The 14,867-nt window shown below is 62.2% G+C and carries 11 protein-coding genes and 1 tRNA gene; 5 read left to right on the top strand and 7 right to left on the bottom strand.

Annotated elements, in window-relative coordinates; translation table 11 throughout:
- Window positions 1-3: 3 nt before the first annotated feature.
- Window positions 4-1,470: an alpha-glucosidase/alpha-galactosidase gene (locus tag EN993_RS02990; RefSeq protein WP_127262339.1), complete on the bottom strand. Its 1,467-nt coding sequence runs from the start codon at window positions 1,468-1,470 to the stop codon at window positions 4-6.
- Window positions 1,471-1,545: 75 nt separating this feature from the next.
- On the opposite strand from EN993_RS02990, the gene EN993_RS02985 reads away from it, so the two are divergent.
- Complete coding sequence (locus tag EN993_RS02985) at window positions 1,546-2,577, top strand: AraC family transcriptional regulator (protein WP_206532340.1); 1,032 nt, start codon at window positions 1,546-1,548, stop codon at window positions 2,575-2,577.
- Between the two features lie 37 nt (window positions 2,578-2,614).
- Here EN993_RS02985 and EN993_RS02980 read toward each other — a convergent pair whose 3' ends face one another.
- The 5 genes from EN993_RS02980 to EN993_RS02960 all read right to left on the bottom strand — a co-directional run bounded on the left by EN993_RS02980 (window position 2,615) and on the right by EN993_RS02960 (window position 8,921).
- The gene (locus EN993_RS02980) at window positions 2,615-4,642 is read right to left on the bottom strand and encodes an aldo/keto reductase (RefSeq protein WP_127262337.1); all 2,028 of its coding nucleotides are present in this window, start codon (window positions 4,640-4,642) and stop codon (window positions 2,615-2,617) included.
- Window positions 4,643-4,677: 35 nt separating this feature from the next.
- A complete protein-coding gene (gene ugpC, locus EN993_RS02975) occupies window positions 4,678-5,787 on the bottom strand; it encodes a sn-glycerol-3-phosphate ABC transporter ATP-binding protein UgpC (protein WP_127262336.1) in 1,110 nt (369 codons plus the stop codon).
- An 11-nt stretch (window positions 5,788-5,798) separates the two neighbouring features.
- Window positions 5,799-6,635, bottom strand: a complete 837-nt coding sequence (locus EN993_RS02970; RefSeq protein WP_127262335.1) for a carbohydrate ABC transporter permease — start codon at window positions 6,633-6,635, stop codon at window positions 5,799-5,801.
- Window positions 6,632-7,492, bottom strand: a complete 861-nt coding sequence (locus EN993_RS02965; protein ID WP_109670576.1) for a sugar ABC transporter permease — start codon at window positions 7,490-7,492, stop codon at window positions 6,632-6,634. The genes EN993_RS02970 and EN993_RS02965 overlap by 4 nt, the downstream gene beginning before the upstream one ends.
- Window positions 7,493-7,649: 157 nt before the next feature.
- Window positions 7,650-8,921: an ABC transporter substrate-binding protein gene (locus tag EN993_RS02960; RefSeq protein WP_109670578.1), complete on the bottom strand. Its 1,272-nt coding sequence runs from the start codon at window positions 8,919-8,921 to the stop codon at window positions 7,650-7,652.
- 85 nt (window positions 8,922-9,006) lie between these two features.
- Here EN993_RS02960 and EN993_RS02955 point away from each other — a divergent pair, with 85 nt between their 5' ends.
- Together EN993_RS02955 and EN993_RS02950 are read left to right on the top strand one after the other, a co-directional pair.
- Window positions 9,007-9,900: a helix-turn-helix domain-containing protein gene (locus EN993_RS02955; RefSeq protein WP_206532339.1), complete on the top strand. Its 894-nt coding sequence runs from the start codon at window positions 9,007-9,009 to the stop codon at window positions 9,898-9,900.
- 324 nt (window positions 9,901-10,224) lie between these two features.
- A tRNA-Phe gene (locus tag EN993_RS02950) sits at window positions 10,225-10,300 on the top strand.
- A 1,134-nt stretch (window positions 10,301-11,434) separates the two neighbouring features.
- Here the strand turns inward: EN993_RS02950 and EN993_RS02940 are convergent.
- Complete coding sequence (locus EN993_RS02940; RefSeq protein ID WP_127262333.1) at window positions 11,435-12,136, bottom strand: alpha/beta hydrolase; 702 nt, start codon at window positions 12,134-12,136, stop codon at window positions 11,435-11,437.
- Between the two features lie 184 nt (window positions 12,137-12,320).
- On the opposite strand from EN993_RS02940, the gene EN993_RS02935 reads away from it, so the two are divergent.
- Entirely contained in the window at window positions 12,321-13,865 is a 1,545-nt protein-coding gene (locus EN993_RS02935; RefSeq protein ID WP_127262332.1) for a winged helix-turn-helix domain-containing tetratricopeptide repeat protein, read from the top strand.
- A gap of 123 nt (window positions 13,866-13,988) precedes the next feature.
- Entirely contained in the window at window positions 13,989-14,429 is a 441-nt protein-coding gene (locus EN993_RS02930; RefSeq protein WP_109666627.1) for a hypothetical protein, read from the top strand.
- The last annotated feature ends 438 nt before the right edge of the window (window positions 14,430-14,867 follow it).

Here is a 14,867-nt window from a genome sequence, read left to right as displayed (position 1 = left end):
GTTTCAGCCGGCTTGTTTCAGCGCTGCTTTTTCGGCGCGCAATTCCTCGATCGAGCGAACGCTGCGCCGCGCGGCGCCCGCCCACTCGCGGGTCTTTACCGCCGATGTCGACAGCCGTTCCCTGGCGGCCGGAACCGCATGGGCATATTGCGGCAGCCAGGCCGCCTGGGCGACGACCATTTCATCGACCATCTGCCAGACCTCCTCCGGGGTCGAAACCGCGCCGACCAGGGGATCATGCAGCACGGCGAGCTTCAGCAGATCGATGTCGCCTGATATCGCGGCATGCACCGACATGCGCTGGACGTTGATCGAGGCGATGCAGGTGGCGGCGCAGGCTTCCGGCAGCGTGATGCCGGCGGCCATGTTGATGCCGAAGCGGTCGACGAAGCCGGGCGACTCGATGATGGCATCCTGCGGCAGGTTGGTGATCACGCCATTGTTCCTGACGTTGAAGTGGCCGCGATAGACGCGGTTGGTCTCCAGCGCCTCCAGTATGTGGCTGGCATGCTCGTTGGAGCGCTTCCCGGGATCGATCGGCTGTGACGCCGCTTGGAGGAACTGCGGATATTCCGTCTCGAACCAGTTGCGGGTTTCGGTGGAGTGGCGGAGATAGCCGCCCGTCTCGCCGTGGATCCAGTCGGACATATCGATCCAGCGCGTGATCTCGTCGGGGCGTTTGCGGTACCAGGGCAGATATTCGGAAAGATGGCCGTTGCTTTCGGTCGAATAGACGCCGAAGCGCTTCAGGACATCGATGCGCAGCTTCTCCTGCTGCGAATAGACCGGATGCGCCTCGAAGGCGGCCACCAGTTCGTCCTTGCCGATGGGGCGGCCGTTGAGGCGCAGGTCGATGAACCAGGTCTGGTGGTTGATGCCGGAACAGACATAGTCGAGCTCCTGCGTGGACTTCGCGCCCAGCACCTCGGCGATCTGCTCGGCACCGTGCTGGACGCCGTGGCAGAGCCCGACAGTGTCGACCTTGCCGTATTCGATCGCTGCCCAGGTGTTCATCGCCATCGGATTGGCGTAGTTCAGGAATTTGACGTTGGTCTCGGCGACCTCGCGCATGTCCTTGCAGAAATCCAGGATCACCGGGATGTTGCGCTGGCCATAGAGGATGCCGCCGGCGCAGATCGTGTCGCCGACACACTGGTCGATGCCGTATTTCAGGGGAATGCGGATATCGTCGGCATAGGCTTCGAGACCTCCGACCCGCACGCAGCTGATGACGTAACGTGCGCCTTCAAGCGCCCTGCGGCGGTCGGTGGTCGCCGTCACCCTGGTCGGCAATCTGTTCGCTTCGACGATCCTGTCGAGGATCGCCTTGATCATCTGAAGGTTGTGCTCGCTGACGTCGGTCAGCGCGAATTCGATGTCGGTGAATTCGGGCACGCAGAGGATGTCGGTGAACAATTTCTTGGTGAAGCCGACGCTGCCGGCACCGATGATAGCGATTTTGAAACTCATCAGCCGCACCTCATTCCATTCGAATGGCAGGCAAGGAATGACAATGGGAGGCTGTAGCCACATGCCGCGACACGCATGCAAGACAAGCCGGAATCCGGCTCGCCAACCTCCCTGTCCGCTCCTCGACTGCGGATCTCTCTCGCTTTTCGACGGGGATTATGCGCTTATTCGCGAGCGCGACCAGAGAAGGATTATGCTTTCAAGGGTAATTTTGTGCTGCAAGATTTGATCGCCAACGGACAGTCCATGCGCACGATCTCGCTGCCGCGCGGCCGCCAGCGCCTGCACGCCATGCCGACGAGCACGGGCTATGAGGTGCGCGAGGACGAAATCTACGACTGGGATGGGCGCAGGCGCGGCCAGACGCCGTTCACCGTGCTCCAGCACACGATCAGCGGAACCGGCCGGCTGCGCTACGAGAACCGCAACTACCGCCTGCAGAAGAACGACACCTTGCTGGTGCTGGTGCCGCACAACCACCGCTACTGGCTGGCCGGGGACGAGCGCTGGGAATATTTCTGGATTTCGATGAACGGCGAGGAGGCGCTGCGCATCCACAAGTCGATCCTCAGCGTCTCGGGTCCGGTATTTCGGCTGCAGCCGGCGACGATCGATCATCTTGCCGATTGCAGCCTGCGTCTGATCAAAGGAGCCGCTTCGCCGGGGGCTGCGTCCGCCGTCGCTTACGAGGCGGCGATGGCGCTCTATGACGATGTCTTCGGCTCACATGCCTTTGCCGAAAAACAGAGCGTCATGCAGCCGGTCATCGATCACATCAACGCCAATCTCGACAGGCCGCTGCCGGTGGCGGACCTGGTTCAGATCAGTGGCCTCAGCCGGGCCCATTTCTCACGCTGCTTCGCCGAAAGCGAAGGCCTGCCGCCTGCCGAGTTCGTGCTGCAGCAGCGCCTGCAACGGGCGGCAAAGCTGCTGACCAAGGCGGATTTCCTGCCGGTGAAGGAAGTCGCCATCCTGTGCGGTTTCGAGGACGCCAACTATTTCTCGAAGGTCTTTCGCCGCTGCTACGGCATCACGCCGAGCCAATTCCGCACGACCGGCATGTATGCCAATTTGAGAACTCCGGCGCGGCGTCAGGGCCTTCGATGACGAGACCTGACACCGGCGCCGTTAAACAGGCAGTTAACTAGGCAGCGCGCAGACTCCCGCCATCCAACCATTCGAGATCGGCTTGCGACAGCGTGATGTCGAGGGCGCGCAGACTGTCATCGAGTTCGTCCAGCGCGCGTGGCCCGATCAGCGGGATGGATGGGAACGGCTGAGCGAGCACATAGGCCAGCGCAATATGGATCGGGCTCTTGCCCAGTCTCGCGGCAAGTTCGATCGCCCTGTCGCGGCGGCCGAAATTCCGCTCCGAGTACCACACCCGCACCAGTTCCTCATTGTCGCGCTTGTCGCGCCCGGCGCGATCGGTGAAGAAGCCACGCCCCTGGCTTGACCAGGCGAAGTTCGGCATCTGCCGGGCGGTCAGCCAGGTCTTCCAGGCATCGCTGGACGCAGTGACGCAGCCTGCCCAGATCGGCTCCAGCATTTCGGCCAGCGAGAAATTGTTGGACAGCGCGCCGGGCTTTTGCTTGCCGGTGCGTTCGGCATAGGCAATCGCCTCGTCTATGCGTTCCATCGTCCAGTTCGAGCCGCCGAACGGGCCGCGGATGCGGCCAGCCTTGACCTCACGATCCATCGCATCGACGAATTCGCCAACCGGCACACCCGGATTGTCGCGATGCATGAAATAGACATCGACATGGTCGGTCTGCAGGCGGTCGAGCGACTGGTCGAGCTGCTTGCCGATCACGTCGGGATAGCAGAGCGGCGAATGCGCGCCCTTGGCGATGACCACCGATTGCGCGCGCACACCGCGATTTTTCAGCCATTCGCCAAGCAACTTTTCGGTGTAGCCGGCGCCATATACAAAACCGGTGTCGAAGAGATTGCCGCCGGCCTCGAAGAAGGCATCGAGCAGGATCGAACCCGAGGAGAACGTACGGAAATCCTCGAAGCCGAGCGCCACCACCGACGCCGGCTTCGACAGGCCAGGGATCGTGCGCTTGGCGATCGCCGTGCCTCCCGATCGCAATGGCCGGCCGGAGATGGTGTTGACGCGTTGTTGAGCCTTCTCGATCCCGTATTCGAGGCCGGCTGCCGCGCGCCATCTGTCCAGCACGCGCAAGGTGCCGAGGCTCTCCGCCCACGCCATGCCCGGCCAGGCGAATTCCTGCCGCCCGGCGCGGATGGCCTCACCGGCTGCGTCGACCTCGAAGGAATAGACATGGCGCCTCTCGTTGACGCTGATGGTCTCGCGCGCGCCGTCGGATGCGATGACGTCGATCTGGCCGAGGCCGACGTCGCGGTTGCCGCCGGCGAACCAGAAGTCCGGCACTTCGATGCGACCTTTGGTGCCCAGGATGCGCAAGACATTGTCCTGGTTGAGCGAGATGCTGCAGGAGACTTCGGCGACAATGCCACCTGGGAAATGCAGCAGCGCGGAGGCCCATTCGTCGACGCCGGACTGGCCAAGATGGGCGGTGCCGACCACTTTGTCTGGCTCAGCGAAAGGTTTTCCGACTGCGGCGCCGGCAATCAGCCGCACCATCGAGACGGGATAGCCGCCGACGTCGAGAATGCCGCCGCCGGCGAGATCGTTGGCATAGAGCCGGTGCTGCGGCATGAAGCCCGGCATGGCGAAGCCGAAACTAGACTTGATCATCCTGATGTCGCCAATGACACCAGACCTGATCAGCTCCACCAGCTTCAGCGTCTGCGGATGCAGCCGGTACATAAAGGCTTCGCCGAGGAATGTGCCGGCCTTGCCCGCGGCATGGATCATGGCGTCGGCCTCGAAGGCGGTCAGCGCAAGCGGCTTTTCGCACAGCACATGCTTTCCGGCCTCGGCCGCCTTGATCGCCCATTGCGCATGACCGGGATGCGGTATCGAAATGTAGACGGCATCGATGTCGGGATCGGCGAGCAGCGCGTCGTAGCCATCGAGAATGCGGGCGCCGGGAAAACTCTCGGCGAGGCCGGGCTTGCCGGGATTTCGCGCGCCGATGGCGACCAGCTTTCCGGTGCGCGAAGCGGCCACGCCGCCGGCAAAGGACTGGGCGATACTGCCCGGACCGAGAATGCCCCAGCGAATGGGCGTGGTTGCGTTCATTGTCATTCTCCTTGAAGGCTGGAAAGGGCCGGCGGTCAGCGCAGCCGCAGTCCTTTTTCGTCGAACAGGTAGGATTTGCGGATGGAAACGGTGATCTCGGGCGTGTCAGGGACCTTTGCCGCGTCGCGCTGGATCACCACGTCGTCACCGTTGGCCGTTCTGGCATAGAGGAAACTTGTGCCGCCTAGGTGCTCGACCACGTCGATGGCAACCACAAGGTCGGTGTCGCCCTCTCCGGCATTGCCGAAATGTTCGGGCCGCACGCCGACGATGACCCTGCTGCCGATTTCTGGGCTTCCGATTTTTGGGTTGCCTGTTTCGGGTGCAGCGCCCGTCAGCGGTTGCACGATACGGGTCTTCTCCTGACCCGCCAGCTCGACCACGACACCACGCGCATCGTGCCCGACAATGCGGCCGTTGATGAAGTTCATCTTCGGCGAGCCGACAAAACCCGCCACGAACTGATTGTCGGGATTGTCGTAGAGATCGAGCGGCCGGCCGATCTGCTCGACATGGCCGGCGCGCAGCACGACGATCCTGTCGGCGAGTGTCATCGCCTCGGTCTGGTCGTGCGTGACATAGATCATGGTGGCGCCGAGTTCCTTGTGCAGCCGAGAGATCTCGACCCGCATCTGGACGCGCAATTCGGCGTCGAGATTGGAGAGCGGCTCGTCGAACAGGAACACCTGCGGTTCGCGCACGATGGCGCGGCCGATGGCGACGCGCTGGCGCTGGCCGCCGGAGAGTTTTTTCGGGCGCCTGTCCATCAATTCGCTGATGCGCAGGATCTCGGACGCCCGCTTCACCCGCCGGTCGGTGTCGGCCTTCGGGTTGCCGGTCATGCGCAGGCCGAAGCTCAGGTTCTGTTCGACGTTCATGTGCGGATAGAGTGCGTAGGACTGGAACACCATGGCGATGCCGCGGTCGGCCGGCTCGACATCGTTCACCACCTTGCCGCCGATGGCGATCTCGCCGCCGCTGATGTCCTCGAGCCCGGCGATCATCCTGAGCAGCGTCGATTTTCCGCAGCCGGAAGGGCCGACGAAGACGACGAATTCGCCGTCCTTGATGTCGATGCTGGCACCGTGGACGACCTCGAAGACACCGAAGCGCTTGACGACATTGTTGAGCGTGACAGTTGCCATGCTGATCCTGTTTACTTGACCGCGCCGGCGGCAATGCCGGCGATGAAATGGCGCTGCAGCAGCACGAAGACGACGAGCATCGGCACCGTCAGCATCACCGCGCCCGCCATGATGCCGCCCCATGACACCTTGGTGAGGCCGATCAGCGTGCCTAGCGCCACCGGCGCTGTCATCGAACCGGGCTGGCTGTTGATCAAAAGCGGCCACAGATAATTGTTCCAGGAGGCGAGGAACAGGATGATGGCAAGTGCGGCAAGCATCGGCCGCGCCAAAGGCAGCGCGACGAAAAGGAAGATGCGCCATTCCTTGACGCCTTCGACGCGCGCCGCGTCGAAGAGGTCGTCCGGCATCATCGAAAAACTCTGTCGCATGAACAGCACGCCGAGCGAGTTGAACAGCGGCGGCACGATCAGCGCCACCCAGGTGTTGGCGAGCTTGAAGTCGCGCGCCACCATGATGAATTGCGGGATCAGCACGACCGCATAGGGGAGCGTGATGGTGCCCAGGATGATGGCGACAACCACGCCCTTGCCGAAAAACTGGTAGCGGGCCAGCGCCCAGCCGGCCATCGACGTCAGCAGCACCGACAGGACAGTGTAGGTCACCGCCACCGAGACCGAAATGCCGATGGCGCCGACGAAATTGGTGTCACGCTGCAGATTGTTGAAATTGTCGATGAAGTTGCCGTGCGGCAAAAGCTCGATGCCGGGGCTGAAGATGCCGTTGTCCGGCATGGTCGAGAACACCACCATCATCCACAGCGGAAACAGCCAGATCAGCGCCAGCGGCGTCAGGAACAGATGCAGCAAGAGGCTGCGTCCCAGCCTGGTGGAGGAGCGCGAACTCATTTCGGTTCCCTCGTCAGCCACAGCTGCGCCAGCGTGATGGCGATCGCCAGCCCGGCCATGGTGTAGGCGACGGCCGAGGCATAGCCGAAATTGAGCGACCGAAAACCCTGGCGGTAGAGCAGTAGGCCAAGCGTCTCCGTGCCGCCGCCCGGTCCGCCGCGCTCGGTGATCAGGAAGGGCTCGGTGAACAGCTGCATGGTGCCGATGATCGACAGCACGAGGCAGAACACGATGACCGGCTTCAGCAGCGGCAGGGTGATGTAGAAGAACTGCTTGAGCTTGCTGACACGGTCGAGCGTCGCCGCCTCGTAGACATCTTCGGGAATGGACTGCATGCCGGCGAGCAGGATGATGGCGTTGTAACCGGCCCAGCGCCAGGTCACCGCGATCATGATCAGCGCCATGGCCGGCGTGACGTTGGAAAACCAGTCGATCTTGGGCAGGCCGACGCTGTTCAGGAGCTTGTTGATGATGCCGAAATCGAGGTTGAACATCAGCCGGAACACCGCCGAGTAGGCAACTTCGCCGACCACCACCGGGGCGAAGAAGGCAAAGCGATAGAGGCCGCGCGCCTTGAGCAACGGCGAGTTCAAAAGCACTGCCATGACGAGCGCCAGCGAGATCATCACCGGCACCTGGATGACTAGGATGAGCAGCGTGTTCTTCAGCGCGTTGAAGAAGGCCGGATCGCCGATCAATCGCCCCCAGTTGAAGCCTGGCGCGAACCGCCACGGCACGGTGCGCGTCGCCTGGAAGGAGATCATGAAGGAGCTGATGATCGGCCACACCCAGAAGACTGCAAAGATCAGCAGATAGGGCGTGAGGAAGCGATAGGCCGTGGCGTTGCGGTTGCGCATCTTCCTCCTCCTCCTTTATCCGTCGACGTTTCATTCTATGCCCCCGCAGCAGCGGAGCCGGTTTGTCAGAAAATGCAAGCCATCACACGCCCCGCAAGGAGCGCGCGAGATCGGGTCCGGGCGGCGCAAGCGCCTGCCCCGGACCCGGCTTGGGAGGTCATGACTTGACGGGCAATCCGGTCGCCGCCGCGATCTGGCTTGCGGCGTCGTCGAGCGCCGCCTTGGCGTCCGGATAGCCGCCGCCCAGATATTTGGTCTGCACGGCACGGACGATGATTTCGGCATCGCTCTGGAACGGCGTGCCGCGGCTCGGAACAACCTTGGGCAAGGTGCCCAGAATGTCCTTCCACACCGCCTGGCCGCCCCAGTAGGGCAAGCCTTGCGAGACATAGGGGTCATTGAGCGCCGACACCAGCGACGGCACCAGGCCGAACTCCTTCAGCATCGTGATCTGGCCTTCATTGGTTCCGAGCGTGTATTTCAGATAGGCGTAGGCAGCCTCCTTGTTCTTGGACGCCGATGTAATGGCCAGCGAAGAACCACCGAGATTGGCGGCGCGCGGACCGTCGGCAGTGAGACTCGGCATCAGATAGACGCCCCATTTGCCGTTTTCACCGGCCGATTCGGTGCGGATGGTGCCTTCATACCAGCCACCATAGATCTGGGTGGCGACGGTGCCGGCGGTGTTGTTGGTGATCTTGGTGCCCCAGTCCGCCGACGAGATGATGCCGGCGTCCTTCATCTCCTTGACCTTGGTCATGGCGTCGACGCATTTGGGCTGGTTGACCGTGATCGACTGGCCATCGGCGGCGAAATAGGCGCAGCCCTGCTCGTTGGAGATCATGCGGAAGAATTCCGAGTCGCCGTTGAAATCGGCGTTGGTCATCGTGACGCCCGGGTTGGCGGCCTGGATCTTCTTGCCGGCGGCGATGAAATCATCCCAGGTCTTGATCGACGCCGGATCGACGCCAGCCTTTTCGTAGAAGTCGCGGCGATAGAAGGCGGCGACCGGGCCCGAATCCCACGGCATCGAGTAGGCCTTGTCGCCGACTTCGAGTTCGGTGCGTTTGAAGTCGGGGAATTTCGCCTGGTCCTCGGCAGTGTAGCCCAGCGTATGCAGGTCGACGAAACAGTCGGGGAACTGGCTCCAGTAATTCTCGGCCTCACCGTTCTCGATGGTGACTATGTCCGGCAGGCCGACGCCGCCGGCGGCGCAGCCGGCAATCGACTTGTCGTAGGTCGGCTGGTTGCCGAGATCCTGGACCGTGACCTTGACGTCGGGAAATTGCTTGTTGAAGCCGGCAATGGTCGCCTTCAGCGACGAAGCCGCGACGTTCCAGCTCCAGATGGTGATTTCGCCGGATTGCGCAAAGGCCGGGGCTGAGCCCAGGGCAAGCGCGAGCGCGGCGCAGGTCATTGTGATGCGCATAGAAATCCTCCCATTTCATTTGCTCTCTCACTGTGAGCGTGGCTAGACTATGCAGTGGGCAGGGCCTGTCGCCGTCAAAGGGAATATGAAATTGGCGGAAAGTAAGATGCCTGAGCGGCCGTTTTACCAGCCTGGCGCCAGCAGCGTGGAAGGCCTGCCACTGCTCCTGCAGATGTTTCACACCAATCCCCTCGTGATGCTCAAGCCACATTGGCACGCCCAGGTCGAGGTGAATTTCATCGTGCGCGGCAGCGTGCATTACCGCATGAACGACCACGAGATTTCGCTTTCGGCCGGCGAGATGTGCCTGTTCTGGGGTGGCCTGCCGCACCAGATGGACGATTTGTCCGACGACGCCATCTATGCCGGAGCGCATCTGCCGCTGGTGCATTTTTTTCGCCTGCACCTGCCAACGGACATAAGGCACCGGCTGATGACGGGCGCCACGCTGGTGACCGGCGCCACCGACCAGTCCGACAACCATAGTTTCGAGCGCTGGAACCGCTACGCACGGTCCGGCGACCAGGCCAAGGCGGAACACGCCGTCAACGAATTGCTGCTCAGGTTGGAGCGGGTGCGGTTCGAGCCCTACCGGCTCGTGCCCGAAACCGCGCCCGGGCAGGAGGCGGGCAGCCCCTTCGACCAGCAATCGTCGCGCAATGTCGGGCGCATGTGCGATTTCATCGCCGAGAACTTCCTCTACGACATTGATTGCGTGAACATCGCTGCCGCCGCCGACATTCACCCCAAATACGCCATGAGCCTGTTCAAGAAATCCACCGGCATGACGCTCAACGAATATGTCAACCTGCTGCGGTTGAGCTACGCGCAGGCGCTTTTGATGCATCAGGACGCCAATGTGCTGCGCGTCGCCATGGATTCAGGCTTCGGTTCGCTCAGCGCCTTCAACAAGTCGTTCCGCAAGCTGGCTGGCATGTCGCCCTCCGATTTTCGCAGAGGCGTGACCGGCGCCAGATAGGCGATGACTACTTGCGGCGCGCCTGGTGCCGCGAAAGCATTGCTGTGCCTCGATCGCCGGCTAAAAGCCGTGACATGGCATTTGAGCCCGCAACAGCGACGCGGGCAAGGGTGACGAAGGCCGGATCGTGCCATGCCGTGCGCCATTCCGGCCATGCAAGCAGCATGGAAACCGGGGTATTACACGGCATCGCTTTTCCTGTCTGAAATCGCCACCTAGGCGCTGGACAGGCCGAATTCCCGTGCTATAACCCACGCGCTTTCAAGGGGCGCCCCACGGCGCCTTCATGAAATCCGGTCAACGCGTTTTCGTTTGCCGGAACAGGCCCAGATAGCTCAGTTGGTAGAGCAGCGGACTGAAAATCCGCGTGTCGGTGGTTCGAATCCGCCTCTGGGCACCATCACCCATCTCTCGGGAAGGGCATCCGAGGAAACGGGAACCAGGCGGAAAGTTGGACGGAAAGCGCCGTCCCTTCCCTGGGTAAGGCTGCTGGCCAAAGGCAACGCTTGGTCGGCCCGCGTCAGTGGGGAGGCGCGGGTCATTGCACATCAGCCTACGTCGAACTGACATGAGCCTACGTCGAACTGACATGGAAAAATGACCGATTGGTGTATGCGACGCCTCGTTGTTCATTTGAATAACGCGATATGATCCTTGAGTTCCGAGACTGGATGGCCGGTTTCGGCGCAGGGAGGCGAAGCATGCGAACCGCATTATTTAGAGTTCTGGCGATCATCGTGCTCTGTTCCACTACTGTCGGCGTAACGACGAGTTTCAGCACGGCTGACACTCGCGACGCTGGCCACAAGCCGGGTGACAGAGGAAACTAGCCTGTTGCCAGTGCCACCACTCTAGCCGTTGCCTACATCAGCGCCATTCAGGGCAATGTCTGCTTATGGGTCGCGACACGGGGATTGAGGGATCCCCCCAAAACAATCAAAAAGCCCGCGTGTCCTTTGGACAATGCGCGGGCTCTTTCGCGTTTTGTAACCATTTCAGCGCAAGGTAATTGAATCGCGGTTTTGCAAGTCTGTTGATGCGTTTGAAGTTTGTCGAGCCATGCAGCCGACCTTGGTTGAGAAGCCTCCTGAAGGTAACGGCCGAATTCACGAGATAAAGTTCGACGACTACCGTAGCCAATCATCATTGACCACGACGTCCGGATTTTCGCCCGCAACGGCACAACTGGACGGCGAAATGTGAAGCACTTCCGCGGCGAGGAAGATTTGCGGCACGCTTCGCTTGTCAGATCGGGGCCGAACGACATCGATCCGTCCGCCAAACTACTGGACACTGCATTGCATCGCGATCCTTCGGGCGAAACTTTGCTCCTATTGGCCTGCATCCGGATTTTGATTTGCTTGGTGATCCCCAACCTTAGGGCAAACTGCCCGCCGGGGCGCCAGTAGAGAAATGAGAGCACGCGCAGCAACGCTTGGGGATCTGGAGGATGTCTTTCGTGGATCATCCCAGCAAAGCAACAAGCCCGGGCGCCACAGGCGCCCGGGCCATCCATCTCCGGATGTGATGCGGTTCAGCTCTTGGCGATGCCGGCGGCTGCCTGTTCGATGAGCTTGGCGACAGCTGCGGGGTTGGAGACATAGACGGCGTGGCTGCCGGGTACTTCCACCGTCGTCGCTTGGGCGCGGTTGGCCATATTGCGCTGAGCCGGCGGCGGGATCATCCGGTCATCCGTGGCGACCAGATACCAGCTGGGCTTCACCTTCCAGGCTGGAGCGGTGACCTTGCCTTCGAGCGCCGCCACGCCCCACGGCACCTGCGAATCCGCCATGAAGGAGGCGAGCGAGGGACGGACGTCGGCGGCGAACGAGGCTGCGAATTTGGCCTTGTCGAGCATCAGGAAGCCGTCTACGGGCGGCAGGATCGGTGGCACCGACGCTCCTGGCGGCGGGTTGGCGATCAGGCTCGAAACCGACTCTCCGGCGTCCGGCGCGAAGGCTGCGATGTAGACTACACCTGCCACTTTCGGATCGGTGCCGGCTTCCGACACCACGACGCCGCCATAGGAGTGGCCGACCAGGATGACGTTGCCAGGAGCGGCGGCGATGGCGCGCTTGGTCACAGCGACATCGTCGGCGAGCGAGGTGGTCGGGTTCTGGACGATGGTCACGTCATAGCCGTCCTTCTTGAGGATCTGATAGACGCCGTCCCAGCCGGAGCCATCGACGAAGCCGCCATGGACAAGGACGACGGACTTTGCTGCGGTGTTAGACATTTGAGTTCTCCTTTTCAAAATGTTGTTTGCGTTGGTTGCAGGAGGACTATGCGGCAGGGCTGACGGACGCGCTTTGAGGCGGCCTTCAGGACCTCTTGATTTTACCTTGAGATCGCTTTGATTTTGCGTCCACGACACGGCTAAAGTGTCGGCCTGTTTGCCGCGCGGTCTGGAGCAAGCCATTTTGCCGTATCTCTTCGAGGATTTTGCCCTGGACGGCGATCGGCGCGAACTGCGCCGCGGCAACGACCTGATTTCCATCGAGCCGCAGGTGTTCGACCTGCTGCAATATCTGATCCGCAATCGCGAGCGGGTGGTCAGCAAGGACGATTTGATCGACGCGGTCTGGCAGGGGCGCATCGTCTCCGACGCCACGCTCGCCAGCCGCATCAACGCGGCGCGCAATGCACTGCACGACAGCGGCGAGGAGCAGCGCCTCATCCGCACCATCCTGCGCAGGGGCCTTCGCTTCGTCGGCACCGTGCGCGAGGAGGCCGAGGCTATCGCCTCGGTGAAGCAACCGAAGCCCGGCCTGGGCATTCCCGCCCGTCCGTCCATCGCCGTGCTGCCCTTCGTGAACCTGAGCGGCGATCCGGAGCAGGATTATTTTGCCGACGGCATGGTCGAGGACATCATCACCGGTCTGTCGCAGATCCGCTGGCTGTTCGTGATCGCGCGGAACTCAAGCTTCACGTATAAAGGCCGCGCGGTGGATGTGAAGCAGGTCGGGCGCGAGCTCGGCGTGCGCTATGTGTTGGAAGGCAGCGTGCGCAAGGTGGGAAGCCGCGTGCGCATCACCGGCCAGCTCATCGACGCGGAGGACGGCAGCCATCTGTGGGCCGAACGCTACGACCGCGAACTGACCGATGTGTTCGCGCTGCAGGACGAGATCACCATCAGCGTGGTTGCGGCAATAGAGCCCAATCTGCGCCGGGCCGAGGTCGAACGCGTCAAGCGCCAGCGCCCCCACAGTCTCGACGCCTATGATCTGCTGCTGCGCGCGCTGCCTGACGTCTACACCTTCATGCCGCATGGTGCAGCCAAGGGCCTGCCGCTGCTGGACCAGGCGCTCGCCATCGAACCGACCTATGCCCTTGCCCATGGCTTTGCCGCCTGGGCGCATCAGTCGCTGTTCGTGCGCGGCGGCATGAAACCGGAGAATCGGGAGCGATCGATCCGCCATGCCCATGCAGCGATCGAGCACGGCTCGGGCGACGCCATGGCGCTCGCTCTGGCCGGGTTCACCATCGGCATCGTGGAGCATGATCGCAGGCTGGCCGACGAGGCGTTTGCGCAGGCTTTGACGCTCAGCGCCTCCTGCGCCTTCGTCTATGCCTTCGGTTGCGTGTCGGTTGCCTATGGCGGCGACGCTGCCCGGGCAATCGACTGGGGCGAGCAAGCGTTACGGCTGAACCCCCTCGACGCCATGAGCTGTGTGCCGCCAGGCATGATCGGATTCGGCAATTTTCTCACCGGCCTGCACGAACAGGCCGTCATATCAGGCCGGCGGGCGGTGGAGATGAACCCCGGATTCAGCATGCTGCACGGATGGCTGGCCGCACCGCTGGCCAGGCTCGGACGGATCGACGAGGCAAAAGCGGCGGGAGCACGGCTTTTGTCGCTCGACCCGCATTTCACCATCGGCCGCTGGTCCGCCGCGGTGGGACTTGCGCCTGATATCGTCGATGATGTCACCGACGCCATGCGGATTGCAGGCTTGCCGGCGTAGGCGGCGGCGCCCGCATCCTCTGGGCGAAATCACTTTGCGCATATTAGGCCACCAGCGGATTTGATTTGCTTGGTGATCCCCCAACCTTAGGGCAAACTGCCTGCCGGGGCGTCAGGAGGAGAAATGAGAGCACGCGCAGCAACGCTCGGGGATCTGGAAGATGTCTTTCGTGGTCTGTCCAAGCGGATGTCGGACGAATACGCGGCGGCCGGCAAGGACAGCAAGATCGCCTACGACAATCTGATGATGAATTTGAAGGAAGGCCGTGCTCACGCGCTTGTCGAGGGCGACAAGGCCGTGGCGATCATCGCCTGGCATGAGAACAGCGACGCCGCCGACACGCTGTTTGCCGCACAGGAGGATTTCTTCCGTGCGGCGACCGTCCGCTTCTGCAAGCGGCATATCCGGCACATCCAGGCGCTTGCCGGCAACCTCCCCATCCACTCGCGCAGCTGGCTCCGGGGACCGGATGTCGCAAGATGGTTTGGAGTCATCGGCTATGTCGAACGCGGCCAGGAGAACGGCGCCACTCTGTTCGAACTGCCGCCGGCTCGCATCGGCTAAGGAACCCTGGCTGGTGAAGATCTTCAGCCCTTGCCGCAAACCCCGCCTCCACCTCGCCATCGCCCACACAAGTTCGTCGATGCGGGTCACCGTCTTCGGCTCTAGGCGCCTTTGCTCGGCGGCCTTTTGAGCTGCCTCCGCAAGCGGCTTGCGCCGGGCGCCGATTGGCAGGATGTTATGGGAGGGCAACCGGGGGGCAAACCGGCACGCCGAGATCGATATGGCTGCTGGAAATGTCACGAGCTTGCTTCGCCTTTCTTGCGTTTGTTGCCTTGCTGAGGCCGGTAGAGGCAGGCGAGTGGATGTCTCATCTGCTTGACCGCTCAAGCCTAGCGACCGCCTATTTTCGCCAAGCGGATCTTGTGACCGCATACGCGACCGCAATGGCGCGCTTCCGTCTGCAGCTCGCAGGGCGTGCCGGCGAAACCAGCCTTGCGG

This window comes from Mesorhizobium sp. M7D.F.Ca.US.004.01.2.1, assembly GCF_003997785.1.
GTDB lineage: Bacteria > Pseudomonadota > Alphaproteobacteria > Rhizobiales > Rhizobiaceae > Mesorhizobium > Mesorhizobium loti.
Note: the sequence above shows the minus strand (reverse complement) of the source record. Positions and strands in the feature narration are given on the sequence as shown.